This is a genomic window from Arsukibacterium sp. MJ3, from assembly GCF_000987765.1.
GTDB lineage: Bacteria > Pseudomonadota > Gammaproteobacteria > Enterobacterales > Alteromonadaceae > Alishewanella.
This window is the reverse complement of the sequence record NZ_LAHP01000012.1, coordinates 71,696-92,932: the sequence shown is the minus strand read 5'-3', so window position 1 is coordinate 92,932 and position 21,237 is coordinate 71,696. Positions and strand designations below refer to the sequence as shown.

At 47.8% G+C, this 21,237-nt stretch carries 18 protein-coding genes and 4 tRNA genes; 16 read left to right on the top strand and 6 right to left on the bottom strand.

Translation table 11 applies throughout. The annotated features are described in order from the left end of the window. The first annotated feature begins 80 nt into the window (after positions 1–80). The 7 genes from VT06_RS10575 to VT06_RS10545 all read left to right on the top strand — a co-directional run bounded on the left by VT06_RS10575 (position 81) and on the right by VT06_RS10545 (position 3,066). On the top strand, positions 81–698 hold the full coding sequence (locus VT06_RS10575) for a 50S ribosomal protein L25/general stress protein Ctc (protein ID WP_046554291.1): 618 nt from the start codon (positions 81–83) through the stop codon (positions 696–698). After that, complete coding sequence (gene pth, locus VT06_RS10570) at positions 698–1,300, top strand: aminoacyl-tRNA hydrolase (RefSeq protein ID WP_046554264.1); 603 nt, start codon at positions 698–700, stop codon at positions 1,298–1,300. The genes VT06_RS10575 and pth overlap by 1 nt, the downstream gene beginning before the upstream one ends. Positions 1,301–1,336: 36 nt before the next feature. Then, complete coding sequence (gene ychF / locus VT06_RS10565; protein WP_046554263.1) at positions 1,337–2,428, top strand: redox-regulated ATPase YchF; 1,092 nt, start codon at positions 1,337–1,339, stop codon at positions 2,426–2,428. A 228-nt stretch (positions 2,429–2,656) separates the two neighbouring features. Continuing rightward, positions 2,657–2,733 (top strand) — tRNA-Met (locus VT06_RS10560). Between the two features lie 18 nt (positions 2,734–2,751). After that, positions 2,752–2,836, top strand: a tRNA-Leu gene (locus VT06_RS10555). Between the two features lie 25 nt (positions 2,837–2,861). Next, a tRNA-Gln gene (locus VT06_RS10550) sits at positions 2,862–2,936 on the top strand. Between the two features lie 55 nt (positions 2,937–2,991). Next, positions 2,992–3,066, top strand: a tRNA-Gln gene (locus tag VT06_RS10545). A 163-nt stretch (positions 3,067–3,229) separates the two neighbouring features. On the opposite strand, the gene VT06_RS10540 is transcribed toward VT06_RS10545, so the two are convergent. Next, positions 3,230–4,414, bottom strand: a complete 1,185-nt coding sequence (locus VT06_RS10540; protein WP_046554262.1) for an FAD-dependent oxidoreductase — start codon at positions 4,412–4,414, stop codon at positions 3,230–3,232. Between the two features lie 194 nt (positions 4,415–4,608). On the opposite strand from VT06_RS10540, the gene aguB reads away from it, so the two are divergent. From aguB to ppiC, 3 genes are read left to right on the top strand one after another with little or no spacing between them, the layout of a single operon-like run. Then, entirely contained in the window at positions 4,609–5,499 is an 891-nt protein-coding gene (gene aguB / locus VT06_RS10535) for an N-carbamoylputrescine amidase (protein WP_304413421.1), read from the top strand. Then, positions 5,496–6,614, top strand: a complete 1,119-nt coding sequence (gene aguA, locus VT06_RS10530; RefSeq protein WP_046554260.1) for an agmatine deiminase — start codon at positions 5,496–5,498, stop codon at positions 6,612–6,614. Before aguB ends, aguA begins: the two co-directional genes overlap by 4 nt. Positions 6,615–6,654: 40 nt before the next feature. Then, entirely contained in the window at positions 6,655–6,933 is a 279-nt protein-coding gene (gene ppiC / locus VT06_RS10525; protein WP_046554259.1) for a peptidylprolyl isomerase PpiC, read from the top strand. Here the strand turns inward: ppiC and VT06_RS10520 are convergent. Then, positions 6,930–8,201 (bottom strand): DEAD/DEAH box helicase, encoded by a 1,272-nt coding sequence (locus tag VT06_RS10520; RefSeq protein ID WP_046554258.1) that lies wholly within the window; start codon positions 8,199–8,201, stop codon positions 6,930–6,932. The genes ppiC and VT06_RS10520 overlap by 4 nt on opposite strands. A gap of 90 nt (positions 8,202–8,291) precedes the next feature. Here VT06_RS10520 and VT06_RS10515 point away from each other — a divergent pair, with 90 nt between their 5' ends. Genes VT06_RS10515 through VT06_RS10500 form a run of 4 tightly spaced genes read left to right on the top strand, consistent with a single transcriptional unit; the run spans position 8,292 to position 11,586 of the window. Next, positions 8,292–8,552: a GIY-YIG nuclease family protein gene (locus VT06_RS10515; RefSeq protein ID WP_046554257.1), complete on the top strand. Its 261-nt coding sequence runs from the start codon at positions 8,292–8,294 to the stop codon at positions 8,550–8,552. Further along, entirely contained in the window at positions 8,552–9,454 is a 903-nt protein-coding gene (locus VT06_RS10510; protein ID WP_046554256.1) for an AEC family transporter, read from the top strand. Before VT06_RS10515 ends, VT06_RS10510 begins: the two co-directional genes overlap by 1 nt. Before the next feature lie 8 nt (positions 9,455–9,462). Continuing rightward, the gene (locus tag VT06_RS10505; protein WP_046554255.1) at positions 9,463–10,767 is read left to right on the top strand and encodes a mechanosensitive ion channel family protein; all 1,305 of its coding nucleotides are present in this window, start codon (positions 9,463–9,465) and stop codon (positions 10,765–10,767) included. Next, positions 10,768–11,586: an NAD-dependent epimerase/dehydratase family protein gene (locus VT06_RS10500; RefSeq protein WP_046554254.1), complete on the top strand. Its 819-nt coding sequence runs from the start codon at positions 10,768–10,770 to the stop codon at positions 11,584–11,586. Positions 11,587–11,660: 74 nt separating this feature from the next. Here VT06_RS10500 and acnA read toward each other — a convergent pair whose 3' ends face one another. Together acnA and tyrS are read right to left on the bottom strand one after the other, a co-directional pair. After that, positions 11,661–14,378: an aconitate hydratase AcnA gene (acnA, locus tag VT06_RS10495; RefSeq protein WP_046554253.1), complete on the bottom strand. Its 2,718-nt coding sequence runs from the start codon at positions 14,376–14,378 to the stop codon at positions 11,661–11,663. Between the two features lie 102 nt (positions 14,379–14,480). Continuing rightward, positions 14,481–15,683, bottom strand: a complete 1,203-nt coding sequence (gene tyrS, locus VT06_RS10490; RefSeq protein WP_046554252.1) for a tyrosine--tRNA ligase — start codon at positions 15,681–15,683, stop codon at positions 14,481–14,483. 147 nt (positions 15,684–15,830) lie between these two features. On the opposite strand from tyrS, the gene VT06_RS10485 reads away from it, so the two are divergent. Together VT06_RS10485 and VT06_RS10480 are read left to right on the top strand one after the other, a co-directional pair. Beyond that, positions 15,831–17,165, top strand: a complete 1,335-nt coding sequence (locus VT06_RS10485; protein WP_046554251.1) for an OapA family protein — start codon at positions 15,831–15,833, stop codon at positions 17,163–17,165. A 12-nt stretch (positions 17,166–17,177) separates the two neighbouring features. Continuing rightward, on the top strand, positions 17,178–18,260 hold the full coding sequence (locus VT06_RS10480; protein ID WP_046554250.1) for an anhydro-N-acetylmuramic acid kinase: 1,083 nt from the start codon (positions 17,178–17,180) through the stop codon (positions 18,258–18,260). A 32-nt stretch (positions 18,261–18,292) separates the two neighbouring features. On the opposite strand, the gene VT06_RS10475 is transcribed toward VT06_RS10480, so the two are convergent. Both VT06_RS10475 and oadA read right to left on the bottom strand, forming a co-directional pair. Further along, on the bottom strand, positions 18,293–19,423 hold the full coding sequence (locus VT06_RS10475; RefSeq protein WP_046554249.1) for a sodium ion-translocating decarboxylase subunit beta: 1,131 nt from the start codon (positions 19,421–19,423) through the stop codon (positions 18,293–18,295). A 24-nt stretch (positions 19,424–19,447) separates the two neighbouring features. Then, complete coding sequence (oadA, locus tag VT06_RS10470) at positions 19,448–21,229, bottom strand: sodium-extruding oxaloacetate decarboxylase subunit alpha (protein WP_046554248.1); 1,782 nt, start codon at positions 21,227–21,229, stop codon at positions 19,448–19,450. Between the last annotated feature and the right edge of the window lie 8 nt (positions 21,230–21,237).

Here is a 21,237-nt window from a genome sequence, read left to right as displayed (position 1 = left end):
ATATGTTGCGCCTTTTGAACGGGCACACAGGTTGCAGCTGGTCGCAAGCCGCAACAAAAATCACTTTATTGGAGTACATCATGTCTGATGCCATTTTCGCGTTAACTGCAGAAGTCCGTACTGACTTAGGGAAAGGTGCGAGCCGCCGCCTACGTCATGAAGACAAAGTACCCGCCATCATTTATGGCGGTCACAAAGATGCTATATCTATCACTTTAGAGCACTCTAAACTGTTAAAAGCGCAAAGCTTTGAAGCGTTTTATTCTCATATCCTGACGATCACTGTCGGCAAAGAGAAAATTCAGGCTATCGTTAAAGATATGCAGCGTCACCCGTACAAGCCAAAAATCATGCACGTTGACTTCCAACGCGTTGAAGCTGGCCACGAACTGACCACTATCGTTCCGGTTCACTTCTTAAACGAAGACATGCCAATCAAGAAAGGCGGCGTAGTAGTGCATGCCCTGAACGAAATCGAAATCAGTGTATTACCTAAAGATTTACCAGAATTTATCGAAGTAGATCTGGCTAACGTTGAAATTGGTACTACCTTACACCTAACTGACATTAAAGCACCTAAGGGTGTTAAATTTGTTCAGTTAACCAAAGGTGAAGGCCATGACCTGCCGGTAGTATCGGTAAATAAACCAGCGGGTAAAGCTGTTGATACAGAAGAAGACGCTGAAACTGCTGAGTAATGTCTGACACATTACCTAACAATGTTAAGTTAGTTGTGGGCCTGGGAAATCCAGGCCCAGAATACCAGCATACCCGGCATAATGCCGGGGCTTGGTTTATCTCAAAGCTCGCTGCTACCTATAACGTCAGCTTAAAAAATGACAGTAAATTTTTTGGTTTTACCGGTAATTTTATCTGTGCCGACCAGGAATTTAAGCTGCTTATCCCTTCTACTTATATGAATCTCAGCGGCAAAGCCGTGCTGGCGATGGCACAGTTTTATAAACTGCTCCCGGAAAATATTCTGGTCGCTCACGACGAACTGGCGCTAGAACCTGGCATTGCTAAGTTTAAACTTGGCGGCGGTCATGCTGGTCATAACGGCTTGCGGGATATTATGGCGCGGTTAAGTAACAACCCCAATTTTTATCGGTTACGCCTGGGCATTGGCCATCCTGGCCATAAAGATCAGGTTACCGGGTTCGTGCTGGGTAAAGCCCCAGCCAGTGAACAACAATTAATAGATGACAGTATTGATGAAGCCGTCAGCTGTTTTAACATTCTGGCCCGCGATGGCTTAATAAAAGCTCAACACCGCTTGCACAGTTTCAAAGCTAGCTAGCCTTGCGGCCAGCTTCACACCGTAAAGGAAAATATTATGGGTTTCAAATGTGGTATTGTCGGCCTGCCAAACGTAGGTAAATCTACCTTGTTTAATGCCTTAACCAAGGCCGGCATTGAAGCGGCCAACTTCCCGTTTTGTACCATAGAGCCTAATACTGGCGTGGTACCTGTACCTGATTTACGGCTGGATAAACTGGCTGAGCTGGTAAAGCCACAACGGGTACTGCCTACCACCATGGAATTTGTAGATATCGCCGGCCTAGTAAAAGGCGCCTCAAGAGGTGAGGGTTTAGGAAATAAATTCCTGGCAAATATCCGCGAAACTGATGCTATAGGCCACGTGGTTCGCTGTTTTGATGATGATAATATTATTCATGTTGCCGGCAAAATAGATCCGGCCGATGATATAGAAACCATAAATATGGAACTGGTGTTGTCCGATATGGACAGTGCGGAGCGTGCTATTTTCCGGGTAAGTAAAAAAGCCAAAGGCGGTGACAAAGACGCTAAAGCAGAAATGCTGGTACTGGAAAAAGCCAAAGCGCATTTAGAGCAAGGTAATACGCTACGCCAACTGGAGTTGGACAAGGACGAAAAAGCACTGATTGCTTATATGAACTTCCTTACTATCAAACCCACTATGTATATTGCAAACGTTACTGACGATGGCTTTGAAAACAACCCCTACTTAGATATCGTTCAGGCTATTGCCGACAAAGAAGGCGCGATAGTAGTGCCGGTTTGCGCCGCGATAGAGTCTGAAATTGCCGAACTGGAAGATGACGAAAAAGCAGAATTCATGGCAGATATGGGCTTGGCAGAACCCGGTTTAAACCGGGTCATTCGTGGTGGTTACTCACTACTTAGCTTGCATACTTACTTTACTGCCGGCGTAAAAGAAGTGCGCGCCTGGACCGTAGCAATTGGTGCCACTGCTCCGCAAGCGGCAGGCGTTATTCATACCGATTTTGAAAAAGGTTTTATTCGGGCTGAAGTAGTGGGTTATGCTGATTTCGTCAGTTTTAAGGGCGAAGCCGGTGCCAAAGAAGCCGGTAAATGGCGCCTGGAAGGCAAAGACTATATTGTTAAAGATGGCGATGTAATGCATTTTCGCTTTAACGTTTAATACTTTTTATAGCATAGAAAAGCCGCTGCTGTTGCAGCGGCTTTTTATTTTAAGGCTGCCATATCGCAACATTACACCATTACAGCAAGTTACAAAAAGACATTCTGGTTGCTTTTGCATATAAAACCAGCAAACACGCCCATACAACGCACTTAACGCAAAAAAACGGTTGACGCTAATATGTCAGATCAGCATAATACGCGCCACTTGCTTAGGACAAGTTAGCGTGGCTACATAGCTCAGCTGGTTAGAGCACAGCACTCATAATGCTGGGGTCGCAGGTTCGATTCCCGCTGTAGCCACCACTTAATTTTCCTATGTATGCGGGAATGGCGGAATTGGTAGACGCACTGGATTTAGGTTCCAGCGCCGCGAGGCGTGAGAGTTCGAGTCTCTCTTTCCGCACCATACTTAGCAAGTGAGTAGTTTCTGCAGGGGCGTAGCCAAGCGGTAAGGCAGTGGGTTTTGATCCCGCCATGCCCAGGTTCGAATCCTGGCGCCCCTGCCATTAACTCAAGTTGTTAATTGGGTTTCTAATTTTTTATGCAATTTCCTGTTATTTTAGGGGCGTAGCCAAGCGGTAAGGCAGTGGGTTTTGATCCCGCCATGCCCAGGTTCGAATCCTGGCGCCCCTGCCATCTTTAAAAAACCCAGCTAAGGCTGGGTTTTTGCTATTTGAACCATGCGATACCCCTGCCGGTTACAACATCTTTTGTGCTCGCCACAGCAACTCACTCATGCTGCCGCATTCGCTCAGGCACTCTGTGGCTGCGCAAAAACAGTTCTAACCTATTTGGGGTGTTACTCATAACCAACAGCGTAACGAGCAACCAGCGTTTTTAATAGCGAACTGCGCGAGGCCATGGTGAGCGCTAATTGGCGTAATTTTCGTATTGGCCCAATATCGCTACCAAATAGATGGTAAAAGCCATCCATGGTGGTCATCATCAGTAAATTTGCGGGCTTGCGTTTACGCTGATAAGTGCGAAGCAACGCTGCACTGCCAATATCACTTTGCTGCTTGTAAGCGCTGATAACAAGCTCAGACAACAGTTTTGCGTCGGCAAAACCTAAGTTAACGCCCTGCCCGGCCAACGGGTTAATAGCATGAGCCGCATCGCCTGCCAACACCACCCGCCCGGCGTAATAATAATTAGCATCCATTCGGGCTAACGGGAACCAACTGCTGCTCACCACCTCTACTGCACCGAGCTTGGGCGGAAAAGCTGTTAGCATCTGCTCGGTTAACTCTTTAGCACTTAGTGCGGCTAACTGTTTTATTTTGGCGGCATCGTCATACCACACCACCGAACCTTGCTGGCCTGATAGGGGCAGGAAGGCTTTCGGACCACTGGATGTAAATTGCTGCCAGGTAACATCTTGTTGTGGGTATGGGGTGTTTACCAACGCCACCAGACACGCCTGCTGATACTGCCAGCCGTTGCTACCAATACCGGCCAGCCTACGCAGATGCGAGTTAGCACCATCGGCAGCAATAACTAATGTACTACGAAGCTGCTCACCACTGTCCAAGCTAAGCACAGCACAGTCTGAATGCTGACTGAGTGCGGTAACCGATGCGGGACAAAACACGCTGACATTACGGGTAAACTGTTGCCACAATGCCAATTGTAGTAGGTTATTTTCAACAATATGGCCTAAATGACTACGCTTAATGTCCAGAGCATCAAAACTAACCATACTGGTGGGGTGTTCAAAGGCCTGCAAGCGCTGATAGGGGCAAAGCCGCATTTCCGCCAGTGCTGACCAAGCGCCAAGACGGGTTAACCATGCTTCACTGGCCAAATTAATAGACGAGACACGTAAATCGGGCGCGCTGTCTGGTTCAAAACGTTGCGGCGCGCGCTGCTCAATTAACGCCACAGTTAAGCCGGCCTGGCTTAATGACAGCGCAATAGCCGCACCCACCATGCCACCGCCTACTATACTGACATCAAATGGCTGTATTAAGGTGTTCTTGGTCATCAGTTGCAACCTTTTTTCTGTTTTACTTTATACTCATTGCTATTCTACGCCAGCCATTGACGTATTGTTCGCTCAACCGGAAAAAAATCGAAAAGCGTTGACGACAGCACAAAAATCCGGCATTTTGCGCGCCCTGTTTGGCAAGTATCCAGAGTGATGCTAGCCTGTTGGTTTTAATCCTCTGCTGGAGATAACTGATGCGTAATGTAACCGTTGCTGCTACTCAAATGGTAGGCGGCTGGAATGTTGAAGAAAACATCGCCCGGGGCGAAAAGCTGGTGCGTGATGCGGCCGCCAAAGGCGCACAGATTATTCTGCTGCAGGAGCTGTTTGAACGAAATTATTTTTGTCAGAAACAAAAACCCGCTTATCTGGAATTTGCCACCTCCGTTGAAGAAAACCCAGCAGTGCAGCATTTTACTAAAATAGCCAAAGAATTAAACGTGGTGTTGCCGATCAGCATTTACGAGCGGTCCGGTAACTGCTTGTATAACAGTGTGGTGATTATCGATGCCGATGGTGAAAACCTCGGCACTTACCGCAAAAGCCATATCCCGGATGGCCCGGGCTACAGCGAGAAGTATTATTTCACACCCGGCGATACCGGTTTTAAAGTATGGCAAACCCGCTTTGCTAAAATTGGGGTTGGTATTTGCTGGGACCAATGGTTTCCAGAATGTGCCCGTAGCATGGCATTAATGGGCGCCGAATTATTATTTTACCCTACGGCTATTGGCAGTGAGCCGCATGATGCGTCTATTAATTCACGCGATCACTGGCAACGCACTCAGCAGGGCCATGCTGCTGCCAATTTAATGCCACTTATTGCCTCAAACCGCATTGGCACTGAAACTGAAGATGACTTCCACATTACTTTTTATGGCAGCTCTTTTATTGCCGATGCCACCGGCGCTAAAGTACAGCAAGCGAACGAGACAGACGAAACGGTGTTACTACACACGTTTGATTTAGATGCCATAGCCGCTAACCGCCGGGCTTGGGGCTTATTCCGTGACAGGCGTATTGATATTTACGACACGGTACTCACTAAAGACGGTAAAGTGACTCCGGAGAACAGCAAGTGAGCCGCTTATTACCCACCACCCCACAGCAAGATGGTTTTTTTATGCCAGCCGAATGGGCACGGCACAAACAAACTTGGATGATATGGCCAGAACGTACCGACAACTGGCGGTTGGGTGCTAAGCCAGCACAGCAAGCATTTTGTGCAGTGATTACCGCCATTGCCCGCTTTGAACCGGTAACCGTGGCGGTATCGGCAGCGCAATATGCCAACGCCGAAGCACAGCTTAGTAAAGCCGGCGCGCTTTACCCGGTTCGGGTAGTGGAAATATCCAATAATGACGCTTGGTGCCGGGATACTGGCCCTACGTTTGTCAGCAATAGCCAAGGTGAAGTTCGCGGCATAGACTGGACCTTTAACGCCTGGGGCGGCCTAAATGGCGGGTTGTATTTCCCCTGGCATTTAGATGATCAGGTAGCGAGCAAAATTCTCGGTATTGAAGAAATGCCAAGATATCGTACCGCAGATTTTATTCTGGAAGGCGGTGCCATCCATGTCGATGGCGAGGGTACCTTGCTCACCACGGAAGAGTGCTTGCTTAATGCCAACCGCAACCCCCATTTAAGCCGCGAAGACATTGAAGCCGTGCTGGCAGAATATTTAGGCATAACAAAAATACTGTGGTTAAAAGACGGTATTTTTAACGACGAGACCGATGGTCACGTTGATAATATGGCCTGCTTTGTTAAACCAGGCGAGATAGTACTGGCCTGGACTGACGATAAAAACGACCCGCAGTATGCCCGCAGCAAAGCGGCACTGGATTATTTAGAAGCCAGTACCGATGCCAAAGGCCGCAGCATTAAAGTGCATAAACTACCGCTGCCTAAGCCTATTATGGCTAATGAAGAAGAGTACGCAACCGTAGATGCCACGCTAAGCGCCACACCACGCGACGCTAATGCAAGGCTGGCTGGCTCTTACATTAACTTCTATTTATGTAATGGCGGCTTGATTATGCCAACTTTTGATGATGTCAACGATGATGTTGCCGCCAAGATGTTGCAACAACTGTATCCTGATCATCAGGTAGTAAAAGTACCCGGCCGGGAAATTCTGTTAGGGGGAGGTAATATTCATTGTATTACCCAGCAGCAGCCAGAGGGTGCACTTTAATGGCTGTATAGTGCCATAAGGTAACACTGAGGAAATCATTATGTCCAAAGCCTGCGCCCTACATATATTGTTAAAAACCCGCGAAGAAGCGGAAAAAATTAAACAGCAATTAGCTAAAGGCGCCGATTTTGGCAAACTGGCTAAACAGCACTCACAGTGCCCGTCAGGCAAAAAAGGCGGCGACTTAGGTGAGTTTAAAAAGGGCCAGATGGTTAAAGCCTTTGACGATGTGGTGTTTAAAGGCCCGTTATTAGCTGTTCAGGGCCCGGTGAAAACTCAGTTTGGTTTTCACCTAATTAAAACCCTGTATCGCAGTTAGCCTTTCCCCAGCGCCTTGGATCGTAACTTGGCTTTCACTTTGCCCTGCGCCGGCCGTTTAGCCGGGTGACCACCCCGACCGGGCCGCTGACTAGGCGCACTGTCTGCTGGCTCATTCGGGGCTTTATAGTTTGGGTCGTGCTCATAGCCTGGCACCACTTCGGTGCTTAATACCTGCTGGGTGAGCTTTTCAATATCCTGCAATGCCCCCAAATCTTCCGGCGACACCAAGGTTACCGCTATGCCACTCAACCCGGCGCGGCCGGTACGGCCAATCCGGTGCACGTAATCTTCGGCGATTTGCGGTAAATCATAATTAACCACAAAGGGTAACTCGGTAATATCCAGGCCACGGGCGGCAATATCAGTTGCCACTAATACCCGAACCGAACCAGCTTTAAAATCGGCCAGTGCTTTAGTGCGGGCCCCCTGGCTTTTATCACCATGTATGGCCGCAGTTTTCAAACCGTCTTTTTGCAATTGCTTGGCTAAACGGTCAGCACCGTGTTTGGTGCGCACAAACACCAACACCTGTGGCCAGTTGCGCGCGCCGATTAAATGCGACAGCATCTCCCGCTTACGGTGTTTATCCACCAGATAAACCTGCTGGCTTACTCTGTCAGCCGTGGCATTCGCAGCAGCAACTTCAACCATTTCCGGCTTGTGCAACAGCTCGTCTGCCAGCTTTTTAATATCACTGGAATAGGTTGCTGAAAAAAACAAGGTTTGTCGTTTAGGCGGCAATTTTGCCATAATACGTTTAATATCAACAATAAAGCCCATGTCGAGGATACGATCAGCTTCGTCCAGCACCAATACTTCGAGCTGGCTAAGGTCAATCGTTTGTTGGTGCAAATGATCGATTAAGCGACCCGGGGTGGCAACTAAAATATCCAGGCCTTGCTCAGCAGCATCATATTGCGGCCGGATAGACACCCCGCCGTAAAATACCGCACTGTGACAACTGACATGCCGGCTGTAAGTCAATACGCTATCGTGTACCTGCTGCGCCAGTTCCCGGGTTGGTGTAAGCACTAAAATCCTTACCTGTCCGGCAGTTAACACCTTAGGTGCATTGAGCAAGTGTTGCAGCAGTGGTAAAGTAAAGGCTGCGGTTTTGCCGGTACCGGTTTGTGCCCCGGCTAACACATCTTTACCTGCGCGAATAAGCGGAATACTGCGTTGTTGCACTGGCGTTGCCTCGGTATAGCCCTGTTCGGCTAATACCCGTAAGATAGGCTCTGCCAGCCCTAAAGATTGAAACGACATGGGTTATCCTGACTGCGCCTGTGCCAGGACGGCAAAGGCTAATTAAGGCGTGATTATAGCAGATGCGCCCAGAACAAGATATTCAGCAGCATGACAGCAACACCTTGGTTTCTTTATATGGTTCGCACCGCCACTGGCCAGTTGTATACTGGTATCAGTACCGATCCGGCGCGCCGGTTGCGCCAGCACCAGGGTGAACTTTCTGGTGGCGCCAAAGCGTTGCGTGGTAAAGGCCCCCTCAGGCTGGTATACCAGCAAATAATGGTCAACCGGGTGGACGCCAGTAAAGCTGAATATCAATTAAAACAACTTTCAAAAGCTGCAAAAGAGCAGCGTATAAGTGAGCAGTAATGGATAATTTTTACCTGGTGCTGGCTTATCTGGTGATAGGTTATTTATTACGCCGCTTGCCAGCTATGCCAGAAAATAGCGGTATTGTGCTGAATATTTACGTATTGTATGTGGCACTGCCTGCTCTTATCTTAAAAAACGTGCCTCTGCTGCAGTTTTCCAGTGCATTATTAATTCCGGCGCTAACGCCCTGGCTGCTGCTTGTGGCAGTAGTGGCGATGGTTATGCTATTAAGCAAGCTATTTGGCTGGTCGAGGGAGGTAACCGGCGCCCTGCTGATTGTGTTGCCGTTGGGTAATACTTCGTTTTTAGGCTTTCCGATGACCCAAGCCCTGTTTGGCAGCAGCGCCATGCCTTATGCGGTAGTGTACGATCAAGTTGGCTCTTTTATCGCCTTGGCAACCTATGTCACGATAGTCGCCGCTATTTATAGCCCGCAGGTTAGTCAGCCCACGGTAAAAGGTATTATTGTTAAGATCATCAGCTTTCCGTCTTTTATTGCCCTGGCGGTGGGTTTGCTGCTGCGAAACGCTAGTATGCCACCGCTAGCCGATGCACTCATTGCTAACCTGGCCGCCACCTTAGTGCCGGTTGTTATGATAGCGGTTGGTTTTCAACTAAGCTTTAGGTTTAGTAAAAACGAGATATCACCGCTACTTTCAGCACTCACCATCAAATTGTTAATGATGCCGCTACTGGCCTGGGCTATTTGGACTAGCCTTGGACAAACAGGCCTGGCTGTCGATGTCAGTATATTTCAGGCTGCCATGCCGCCGATGATTTCCGCCGGTGCCATTGCTATAATGGCTGGATTAGCACCACGACTGGTAAGCGGTATTATTGGGTTGGGTATTTTGATCGGGCTAATGAGTTTGCCTATAGTTTTTTGGTTATTGCGTTAAGGATGCTTATGGAACAATTTTACCAAATCGTTGCAGCGGGGCTGGTGAACGTGCAACAGTTTGATTTTTGGTGGCAGTTGCTGGCGTTAGCCACAGCGTTACTGCTAGCCTCTTTAACTAATCGGCGTTTGCAACTTTTGCTCGCCGCACATAACATCCGCGATTCGGGCTTACGCCATCTGGCAGTTCGCAGTATTCAACGCTTGCTGTGGCCACTGACCTCTCTGGCGATTCTGTTACCAGTAAAAATTATTTTTGAAATGCATGCTCTGCCCATCCAAATTTTGGTAGTAGCCTTGCCGGTGCTGGTTGCTCTGGCCGTGATCAGGTTGGTAGTTTATATTCTGCGTAAAGCATTCGGTGTTAGCCCGCTACTCAAATCATCAGAGAACTTGTTAGCCGGTATTATTTGGTTTGGTGTACTACTGCATTTAGCTGGCTGGCTGCCAGGTGTGCTAGCGGTACTGGAAAGTTTAGCGATGACAGTAGGCGAAACACGTATCTCGGTGCTGGCCATTATAAAACTGATTTTAATGATTACTTTGGCGTTTACGCTAGCTATTTGGCTAGCAGAGTTTATCAGCCAACGCGTGCAACGTTCAGCGCATATTAGCCCAAGTATGCAGGTTGGTTTTGCTAAATTCAGTAAATTTTTATTAATTACCATCGCTTTTCTGGTGGCATTAAATGCAGTCGGCATAAATTTAAGTTCGCTGGCAGTGTTTGGCGGCGCTTTAGGTGTTGGTTTAGGTTTTGGTTTGCAACGTATTGCATCTAATTTTATCAGTGGCTTTATTCTGGTGTTTGACCGCTCTATTAAACCTGGCGATATTATTACCGTCGGTGACAAATTTGGCTGGGTAGAGCAACTTAATGCCCGTTATGTGGTGGTGCGTAATCGGGAAGGGGTCGATACCTTAATCCCTAATGAAAATCTGATTACCTCTGAAGTGATTAACTGGAGTTATGCTGATACCAATGTGCGGATGATCATCAAAGTACAAATAAGTTACGACGATGACCCGGAACACGCATTAGCATTAATGCTGGATTGCGCTAAAGTGTCGCCGCGGGTTCTGGCTGAACCGCTGCCTACGGTACGTTTAATGAACTTTGCTGACAACGGTATCGAATTGCAATTACGGGTATGGATAGCCGATATGGAAAAGGGCACAGGCGAAATTCGCTCTGCCATTAATTTAGCCATTTGGCGAACCTTTAAACAACATAATATTACCATTCCTTATCCGCAGCGGGATTTACATATTAAATCTGGCTGGCCAGTTGCTCCTGACACCACGGAAAAAGACTAGATGGCCGCTATTTTACTAGTTGGTTTAGGTGATTTGGGTACAGCTATTGCGGCTGAAGCACTGCTTTCTGGCAACAGTGTTACCGCTATGCGCCGTCAGGCGAAAGGCCGGCCCGGCGTTAGGCTACTGCAACACGATGCCAGCACTCCATGGCCTGCTATCGATGAAGTTATTACTGATGTAGTCCTGTGCGTTGCTCCTGATAACAGTAGCGATGAAGCTTATCAGCAAGCGTACCTAACCATTGGCCAGCAGGCCTATCACTGGCTAAAACAACAACCCTTTGCGGCTCATGTCTGGCTGGTTTCCTCCACCAGTGTTTATGGCCAGCATCAAGGCGAATGGGTTACCGAGGACAGCTCGCGCTTACCCGCGCGCAGTACAGCCAAAATTTTGGTGGCCGCTGAGGATTTTTGGCTACAATGTGGCTATGCCTGCACCATGCTGCGCCCGGCAGGGATATATGGGCCAGGTAGGGAAATGATGCTGCGGGTGGCTAAAGCCGGCCAACATATTGTCGAGACCCAACCGGTATACACTAACCGGATTGAAATATCTGACTGCGCCCGCGCCATAGTGCACCTGATTAACCGCCGGCAGCAAGGTGTTTGCCCTGAACAGGCTTATAATCTCAGCGACCTTAACCCTGCGCGCTATAGCGATGTTATTCACTTTTTACAACAGCAGCTGCACATCAACCCAAGCTCCGTTCAACAACTGAGTCGAGACAGTAAAAGAGTCAGTGCCAAGCGGTTAGCACAAACCGGCTTTAGCTGGCACTATCCTGATTATCAAGCCGGCTATCTGGCAATGTTGTAATGACGCTTACTGCAAACTTTTCCTACCATAAAAAAGCTGACTATTTGTCAGCTTTTTTGGTATCAGATCAGCAATTACGCGCTGCCAATCATCCGACGCAATACATAATGTAAAATACCACCGTGCTGATAATAAGACAGCTCGTTACCCGTATCGATACGACAAAGCATGTTAATTTTTTGCTGTTCACCGTCCGGATATGTTATTAACACGGCTACTTTTTGCTTCGCCGTTAAACTATTTAAGCCACTGATGCTGAACGTTTCAGCACCGGTTAGTTTAAGATGCTTGCGGTCATCACCGGCCAGAAACTGCAGTGGCAATACCCCCATACCAATCAGGTTAGAGCGGTGAATTCGCTCATAAGACTCGGCCAATACCGCCCTTACCCCCAGCAGTAAAGTGCCTTTTGCAGCCCAGTCACGAGAAGAGCCGGTGCCATATTCTTTACCTGCCACGACCACTAAGGGTGTTTTCTGCTCCCGGTAGCGCTCAGCGGCATCATAAATTGCCATTTGCTCGCCAGAGGGCTGGAGCAAGGTTACACCGCCTTCCGTATCTGGCACCATTTCATTGCGAATACGCACATTGGCAAAAGTACCACGTACCATAACCTCATGATTACCCCGGCGTGAACCATAAGAATTAAACTGGTCTTTGGCAATACCTAGTCCAGTCAGGTAACGCCCGGCCGGGCTGCTGTCTTTTATCGAACCCGCTGGCGAAATATGGTCGGTAGTTACTGAATCACCTAATAGTGCCAACATACGGGCATCAACAATATCCTTTACCGGTTCCGGTTGCCGGCCCATGCCCTGAAAGAAACTTGGTTGACGAATATAACTCGACTCAGGCCAGGCATAAGTTTTATCTTTAGGTACCGCAATATCTTGCCAACTGGCATCGCCACTAAACACATCGGCATATTCCGTTTTAAACATACTGCTTTGTACTTTAGCCACTTCATTGGCAATATCCTGATTGCTTGGCCAGATATCCTTTAAATATACCGGCTTACCATCATGGTTTTTACCAATTGGTTCATGGCTTAAATCAATGTTAACAGTGCCCGCCAGCGCAAAGGCCACCACCAGCGGTGGCGACGCCAGCCAGTTAGACTGCACAAACGGATGGATCCGGCCTTCAAAATTGCGGTTGCCAGACAGCACAGCCGACACATTTAATTTAGCGTCACTAATTACTTTTTCAATTTGTTGGGCAAGTGGTCCCGAATTACCAATACAGGTTGTGCAACCATAGCCTACCAGGTTAAAACCTAACTGCTCTAATGGCGCCATTAACCCTGCTTTTTCCAGGTAACGAGTTACTACTTTAGAACCTGGTGCCAGCGACGTTTTCACCCAGGGTTGTCGCTGTAAGCCCTTAGCCAAAGCATTTTTTGCCAACAAACCGGCCGCCATCATTACACTGGGATTAGAAGTATTGGTGCAAGACGTAATAGCAGCGATAACCACGGCATGATGGTCCAACTTAATTTTCTGGCCATCAAGCTCAAAGTGAGAATCATTAGTATCAGGTTGCGGTTGTCCACCACCTTCATACACCATTTGGGTATCGCGCTCAGTAGTGGTTTTCAGCTGTAATGCCAGAACGTCATCACAATGCTGTTTTAAGTCGGATAAGGTGACTTTATCCTGCGGCCGCTTCGGCCCCGCCAAAGAAGGCACCACTGTGCTCAAGTCCAGATGCAGCACATCAGTATAGATTGCCTGATGGCCCGGCTTACGCCATAAACCCTGCGCCAGACAGTACGCTTTAACGCGGGCGATAACCTTGGCATCACGCCCGGTCAACGCCATATAATCCAGGGTAATTTGATCTACCGGGAAAAAACCACAGGTGGCACCATATTCCGGCGCCATATTGGCAATGGTTGCCCTGTCAGCCAAACTTAAATGGTCAAGACCATCACCAAAAAATTCAACAAATTTACCCACTACGCCGTGCGCGCGCAGTTGCGCCGTTACCGTTAACACTAAGTCTGTTGCAGTAACACCAGCGGGTAGTTTGCCTGTAAATTCAAGGCCCACCACCTCCGGGATAAGCATAGATACTGGCTGACCTAACATCGCCGCTTCAGCTTCAATACCACCAACACCCCAACCCAGCACGCCCAGTGCGTTAATCATCGTGGTATGAGAATCAGTACCGACCAGCGTATCAGGATAGGCTTGTTCTCCGTCTGCTGTTTTTTTGGTCCAAACACTTTGGCCTAAATGTTCCAGGTTAACCTGGTGACAAATACCGGTGCCCGGTGGCACGACTTTAAAATTCGCAAAGGCCTGCTGGCCCCAGCGTAAAAAAGTATAACGCTCTAAATTACGCTCCATTTCAATGGCAACGTTTTGGGTAAAAGCCTCGTCAGTTGCAAAATGATCCACCATTACCGAATGGTCAATAACCAAATCAACCGGCGAGAGAGGATTGATTTTTTGCGGATCTTCACCCAGCTCAGCTACCGCCGCGCGCATTGCAGCCAAATCGACAACGGCCGGCACGCCGGTAAAATCTTGCATTAGCACCCGTGCGGGTCGAAAAGCAATTTCACGATCAGCTTTGCCATGCTTTTGCCAATCAACCAATGCCTGAATATCTTGCACTGTCACCGTGTCACCATCGAGACTGCGTAACAGATTTTCCAACAATACTTTTAAAGAAAAAGGTAAGCGGTCAGCAGTCCCGTGTATGGTTGCCGCTTTGGCTAAACTAAAAATCTGATAGTCCTGCTCGGCAACTTTCAGCACATCAGCATAGGGATTATTCTGGCTCATAACATTCCTCGTTAATTGCATCTTCAACACATACCAGTGTAGTGCATCGGGGCGCAGATGCGAGAATGCAAGGCAAAATGCTAACCAGGCAATAAGAATCGGTTAATTAAGCGTTATTTTAGCAAATTTGCGCTTACCTACCTGATAAATCTCAGAACTGCCCTTTGCGACTTCCAGTTTGCTGTCCTCTATTTTGGTGGTGCCATTTAGCTTAACAGCTCCTTGTTTAATCATGCGGATAGCCTCTGACGTGCTGTCTACCAAACCCGCTTCTTTAAGCAAGTTACTAATTGGCATTGCGTTACTATCGCAACTAAGCGTAATTTCAGGAATATTATCTGGCAGCGCATTTTTACTAAAACGCTGTACAAAATCCTGATGTGCAGCCTCTGCCGCGGTGTCATCGTGGAAACGCGCAATAATTTCTTTCGCCAGGCTTATTTTAATGTCGCGCGGGTTAGACCCCGCAGCCATCTGTTGCTTTAAAAGGGCTATGTCTTCCAGGGGTCTGAAACTGAGTAAATCGTAGTATCGCCACATTAGTTCATCAGAAATAGACATGATTTTACCAAACATCTCCGTCGGGGTATCAGTAATGCCGATATAATTACCCAACGATTTTGACATTTTTTGTACGCCATCCAGCCCTTCGAGCAATGGCACCATCATCACAGTTTGTGGGCGCTGACCTTCTTCTTTTTGTAGCTCCCTTCCCATTAGCAGATTAAAGCGCTGATCGGTGCCTCCCATTTCAACATCTGCCTGCAATGCTACCGAATCCCAACCTTGCACCAACGGATATAAAAATTCATGAATAGCAATAGGCTGATTGCTGGCAAAGCGTTTTTTAAAATCGTCTCGTTCCAGCATCCGGGCCACCGTTTGGCGCGACGCCAGTTTAATCATGCCAGCCGCACCAAGCTCAGCCATCCATTGTGAATTAAACGCCACCGTGGTTTTTACCGGATCCAGTATTTTAAATACCTGTTCTTTATAGGTTTCAGCATTTGCCAACACCTCTTGCTGGCTTAATGGTTTGCGAGTGACATTTTTACCACTTGGATCACCAATCATGCCGGTAAAATCACCAATCAGGAAAATAACCTCGTGGCCAAGCTGCTGAAACACGCGTAATTTATTAATAAGTACCGTGTGGCCTAAGTGCAAATCAGGTGCTGTTGGATCAAATCCCGCTTTTATTTTTAAAGGCTTGCCCGTTTTTAACTTGGCAATCAGCTCTTCTTCTAGCAAGATTTCCTCGCAGCCGCGTTTTAATTCTGCTAATGCCTGTGCCCAATCGGCCATTTTTTACTCCTGATAACGTGCAAATATGTTTTAAAAAAAAGCTATTCTATAGCATGTTCAGGCGAGGGGAAACGCACAAAACTCTGGTATGTTCGAAAAAAAACGTTTATTCTAATTTTTTGTTTATTCCAAAAGATGATGGGTTCTATGCGGCAACTGGTAGCAAAAATTCCTTCTAAACATCGGGCACTGATCCTAGCGGTGTCAGTGGGTATGGCTATTGTGTTGTTACTTCCGTCTGAGCAAGCATCAGCCTCTAGAAGCAGTAATAATAATGCACTGGAAGTGGGTAAACGTTACAGTCTTGATATTCCACAATCTGAACAACAACTTACCGAAGCTGCTGCAACTGATCTGAATGTGCTAGCCTTAGAAACCGAGCCAGAAGACCTGCTGCAGTGGGCCAGCCTGCAAGTACAGCGTGGCGATGTATTGTCTAGTTTATTCCGTAAAGCTAATGTTAGCCAACAAACCATGTTAGCTATTCTGGACTTGGGTGACAGCACCAAAACACTGACCAAATTGTTTCCGGGTGAAACCCTGGAATTTGGTTTGAATGAACAAGGTGAGCTTACCGAATTACGCTATGCCATTAATAAACTTAAAACATTAAGAGTTAGCCGCGATCTGCAAGGTCAGTTTGTAGCTGAAGAGCTGGAAAAAGAGGTTGAACATCGACAGCAATTCGCCAGTGCTGAAATTAAAAGCAGCTTTTGGAACGCGGGTATTGAAGCCGGTTTATCTGACGCGCAAATTATGAAGTTAGCCGGCATTTTTGGCTGGGACATCGATTTTGCTCTCGACTTGCGAGCGGGTGACAGTTTCAGTGTGTTGTATGAGGCTAATTATGTTGATGGTGATTTTGTCGGTTATGGCACTATTGTTGCCGCCCAATTTCAAAATCAGGGGCAGGTGATTCAAGCCGTACAACATAGCGATGGTAACTATTATAAACCGGATGGCGCCAGTATGCGTCAGGCCTTTTTAAGAGCACCGGTCAGTTTCCAGTATGTCAGCTCTAATTTCAACCCGCGTCGATTACATCCGGTATTAGGCACCGTGCGGGCTCACAACGGCGTTGATTATGTAGCACCGGTTGGCACGCCTATTATGGCTGCAGGTGACGGCCGCGTTACCCATTCTGGCTATAACAATTTAAATGGCAATTACGTTTTTATTCAACACGCCAATAATATTGTCACTAAGTACCTGCATTTATCCCGTCGTAACGTTAAGGTTGGTCAACGCATTAAACAAGGTGACACGCTTGGCCGGCTTGGTGCAACTGGCCGTGTTACTGGTGCCCACTTACATTACGAATTTTTGCTGAACGGGGTGCATCGCAACCCCCGCACCGTTAAACTGCCGCAAGCGACACCGCTTCAAGGCGCAGACCGAGAGTTATTTATTGCCAGTGCCGCGCCGATAGTGGCTGAACTGCAAACCAAAGAACGGGTACTATTAGCCAGAACTGCACCTTAACGTAATCAGACCATGTATTATATTGGCATTATGTCTGGCACCAGTCTCGATGGTATCGATCTGGTGCTGGCCAGTTTTACTCCTCAACCACAGATTATTAGCAGTTTACTGCACCCCTTTCCCACACCGCTTAAACGACAATTACAACAGCTTTGCCAGCCTGGCGATAACGAAATTGAAATACTGGGCCCGGTAGAACAACAACTGGCGTTTAGTTATGCTGCTGGGGTAAAAGCACTGCTGGCACAAGCGGACATAGCTGCCAGCGCCATAGCCGCTATTGGTTGCCATGGTCAGACTATTCGCCATCGTCCCGACAACCGCATGCCCTTTACCTATCAGATTGGCGACATGCACAAACTTGCCATGCTCTGCCAGATCCCGGTTATTGCCGATTTTCGTCGTAAAGATATTGCCTATGGCGGCCAGGGGGCACCCTTGGTACCGGCTTTTCACCAGGCGGTGTTCCAACAAGCTGATAGCCGCCGTGCAATTGTTAATATTGGCGGCGTTGCTAACGTAACGTTATTGCTACCAAACCAGCCAGTAAGTGGTTTCGATACCGGCCCCGGCAATGCCTTGCTCGACAACTGGATGATGCACTGCCTGGCTCAGCCTTATGATCATAACGGTGAATTTTGTCAACAAGGTGCGGTACTACCAGCCTTGCTGAGTGTCATGCTAGCCGATCCATACTTTCACAAAGCCGCACCGAAAAGTACTGGCAGAGAATACTTTAACCTCGCCTGGCTGCAGCAATTTACGCCAGCGCATTATCAGGCGGCAGATGTTCAGCGCACGTTATGCCGTTTAACCGCCCACAGTATTATGGCCAGCCTACAACACAGTAAATTGCAGCAGGTGTTTGTTTGTGGAGGGGGAGTACATAACCCGGTTTTGATGCAGGATTTAAGCGATTTAATGCCGGGTACTGCCGTTAACAGCACCGGGCAACTGGGTGTTGCAGCTGACTGGGTAGAAGCGCTGGCATTTGCCTGGTTGGCCTGGGCTTACCAACATCAGGTTACCGGCAACCTGCCCGAGGTTACCGGTGCCAGCAAAGCCTGTGTGTTAGGGGTACCCTTTCTACCTTAGCAAAAGAACTACCCTGACAGCGCAATGAATAATTATCCTACTAATGCCAGTAAAATACCGGCGGCTACCGCTGAACCAATAACACCGGCTACATTGGGCCCCATAGCATGCATTAGCAAGAAGTTATGCGGATTAGCCTGTAACCCTACCTTATTAACTACCCGTGCCGCCATAGGTACCGCAGAGACACCCGCAGCACCAATTAACGGGTTAATCGGTTGCTTCGATAGTTTAGCCATCAGCTTAGCCATCAGCACCCCGGTAGCCGTACCAATAGCAAATGCCACCGCCCCTAATACCAGGATCCCTAATGTTTGCGACGTCAGAAATTTATCGGCACTTAATCTGGAACCAACCGCCAGGCCAAGAAAAATAGTCACAATGTTAATTAATTCATTCTGAGCGGTTTTACTTAATCGCTCCACTACGCCTGATTCGCGCATTAGATTACCGAGACAAAACATACCAATTAATGGCGCGGCAGTCGGCAACAACAAAATAGTCAGCAATACCAGTAACAATGGAAAGAGTATTCTTTCCCGTTTACTCACAGAGCGCAATTGAGTCATTTCAATTTCTCGCTCAGCTTTGGTGGTTAAAGCTTTCATAATTGGCGGTTGAATAATCGGCACCAACGCCATATAAGAATAAGCTGCCACGGCAATAGCCCCAAGTAAATCAGGTGCCAGCTTTGAAGCCAGGAATATTGCCGTGGGGCCATCAGCACCGCCAATAATGGCGATGGCAGAAGCTTCTTTTAAGGTAAAGCTTAAGCCCGGCACCCAATTTAGCGCAATAGCACCAAATAAGGTCGCAAAAATGCCGAACTGGGCGGCGGCTCCCAGAAACAACATGCGGGGATTGGCAATCAGGGCACTAAAGTCCGTCATGGCCCCTACTCCCATAAAAATTAACAACGGAAAAATACCCGTGCCAATCCCTACTTCGTAAATCATATATAATAAGCCACCGGGCTCGCCCATACCCGCTAACGGGATATTAGTCAGCACGGCACCAAAGCCTATAGGTAGCAGCAACAATGGCTCAAAACCGCGGGCAATTGCCAAATATAGCAACAAAAAACCAACCAGCATCATTACAACCTGGCCAACAGTAAAATGCACAATACCGGTTGCAGCAATCAGTGTATTAAGTGCGTCCATGTAAATTCCTTTCTGCCGGCACCATTATTCGAAACTAATTAGTACGTCACCAGTACTAACCGCATCACCAGCAGCAATATGAATGTTAGCAATAGTGCCATCGGCAACCGAGCGAACCTCGGTTTCCATTTTCATTGCTTCCATTATAATGACCACATCACCTCGTTTTACGGTAGCACCAATTTTGGTGGTGACTTTCCAGATATTACCCGCCAATGGCGCATTCAAAGTGGCACTGCCGGTAACCGACGCGCTACCAGGGATATTTTCTGACACAACCGCTTTAATGCTGTTTAGCTTACCGCTAGGCGCCACTTCTACTTCGTATGCTTTACCATCTACCCGCACACTGTAAGCCGCTGGCCCGGTGTTGTTTACTTTTACTTTTGCAGAACCGGTTGACTGCTCTGCTTCATCGCCATCGGGTACTGGTTCAAATGCCGCTGGATTATTCCTGTTTTTAAGAAATTTCAAACCCACCTGTGGAAATAACGCATAAGTCAGCACATCATCGATAGTATCGCTGGCTAAATCTATCGATTCCGCTTTGGCAAGCTCCAACAACTCGGTGTGCAGCTTATCTAGCTCAGGTTCAAGTAAATCGGCAGGCCGGCAGGTTATTGGCTTGGCACCAGCTAGCACTTTTTGCTGCAACTCACTGTCAACCGGTGCTGGTGTTGCACCATAAGTACCTTTTAATACGCCAGCGGTTTCTTTGGTAATCGTTTTATATCGCTCGCCGGTTAACACGTTCAATACGGCCTGAGTACCAACAATTTGCGAAGTGGGCGTTACCAGGGGTATAAAGCCTAAATCTTCACGAACCCTGGGGATCTCTTTTAATACCTCATCCAACTTATCCAGTGCGCCTTGCTCTTTTAGTTGGCTTTCCATATTCGTCAGCATGCCACCGGGTACCTGAGCCAGTAAAATACGGGCATCTACACCGCGTAATGAGCCTTCAAAACGGGCATATTTTTTCCGGACATCCCGAAAATATGCCGCTATTTCAGCCAGCAGTACTAAATTAAGCCCGGTGTCATGTACGGTACCTTCGGTAATGGCGACCATGGTTTCGGTAGCAGTATGACCATAGGTCATGCTCATTGACGATATCGCGCTGTCAAGCATATCAATGCCAGCATCAATGGCTTTCTGATACGTAGCAGTTGAAAGCCCGGTAGTGGCGTGACAGTGCATTGCCAACGGAACGTTAGTCGCTTCTTTAATACGGGTAACTAACTCTTCTGCCACATAGGGTTTTAGCAAACCTGCCATGTCTTTAATGCAAATAGAATCGCAGCCCATGTCTTCCAGCTGGCGTGCCATATCAACCCAGGTATCAATAGTATGCACCGGGCTGACAGTATAAGAAATCGTACCCTGCGCATGCGCGCCAATCTTAATAGCAGCCTGCACAGCGGTTTGGAAATTTCGAATATCGTTCATTGCATCGAAAATGCGGAAGACATCGACACCGTTAGTGTGAGCCCGTTCAACAAAGGCTTTTACTACATCATCAGCATAATGACGGTAGCCAAGCAAATTTTGGCCACGCAGCAACATTTGTTGCTTAGTATTTGGCATGGCTTTTTTCAGTTCGCGGATCCGGTGCCATGGATCCTCACCAAGATATCGAATGCAAGAATCAAAAGTCGCCCCACCCCAAGACTCCATCGACCAATAGCCGACTTTATCTAACTTACTGGCTATTGGTAACATATCGTCCAACCGCATGCGGGTTGCCAGTAGCGATTGGTGCGCATCGCGCAGCACTAACTCAGTTAATAACAAAGGCTTCGTCATGCCAGCTT

Bases quoted from the DNA above. Each gene is read 5' to 3' on its own strand.
- VT06_RS10575 (WP_046554291.1), top strand. From the start codon at position 81: ATGTCTGATGCCATTTTCGCGTTAACTGCAGAAGTCCGTACTGACTTA.
- pth (WP_046554264.1), top strand. From the start codon at position 698: ATGTCTGACACATTACCTAACAATGTTAAGTTAGTTGTGGGCCTGGGA.
- ychF (WP_046554263.1), top strand. From the start codon at position 1,337: ATGGGTTTCAAATGTGGTATTGTCGGCCTGCCAAACGTAGGTAAATCT.
- VT06_RS10540 (WP_046554262.1), bottom strand. From the start codon at position 4,414: ATGACCAAGAACACCTTAATACAGCCATTTGATGTCAGTATAGTAGGC.
- ppiC (WP_046554259.1), top strand. From the start codon at position 6,655: ATGTCCAAAGCCTGCGCCCTACATATATTGTTAAAAACCCGCGAAGAA.
- VT06_RS10520 (WP_046554258.1), bottom strand. From the start codon at position 8,201: ATGTCGTTTCAATCTTTAGGGCTGGCAGAGCCTATCTTACGGGTATTA.
- VT06_RS10515 (WP_046554257.1), top strand. From the start codon at position 8,292: ATGACAGCAACACCTTGGTTTCTTTATATGGTTCGCACCGCCACTGGC.
- VT06_RS10510 (WP_046554256.1), top strand. From the start codon at position 8,552: ATGGATAATTTTTACCTGGTGCTGGCTTATCTGGTGATAGGTTATTTA.
- VT06_RS10505 (WP_046554255.1), top strand. From the start codon at position 9,463: ATGGAACAATTTTACCAAATCGTTGCAGCGGGGCTGGTGAACGTGCAA.
- VT06_RS10500 (WP_046554254.1), top strand. From the start codon at position 10,768: ATGGCCGCTATTTTACTAGTTGGTTTAGGTGATTTGGGTACAGCTATT.
- acnA (WP_046554253.1), bottom strand. From the start codon at position 14,378: ATGAGCCAGAATAATCCCTATGCTGATGTGCTGAAAGTTGCCGAGCAG.
- tyrS (WP_046554252.1), bottom strand. From the start codon at position 15,683: ATGGCCGATTGGGCACAGGCATTAGCAGAATTAAAACGCGGCTGCGAG.
- VT06_RS10485 (WP_046554251.1), top strand. From the start codon at position 15,831: ATGCGGCAACTGGTAGCAAAAATTCCTTCTAAACATCGGGCACTGATC.
- VT06_RS10480 (WP_046554250.1), top strand. From the start codon at position 17,178: ATGTATTATATTGGCATTATGTCTGGCACCAGTCTCGATGGTATCGAT.
- VT06_RS10475 (WP_046554249.1), bottom strand. From the start codon at position 19,423: ATGGACGCACTTAATACACTGATTGCTGCAACCGGTATTGTGCATTTT.
- oadA (WP_046554248.1), bottom strand. From the start codon at position 21,229: ATGACGAAGCCTTTGTTATTAACTGAGTTAGTGCTGCGCGATGCGCAC.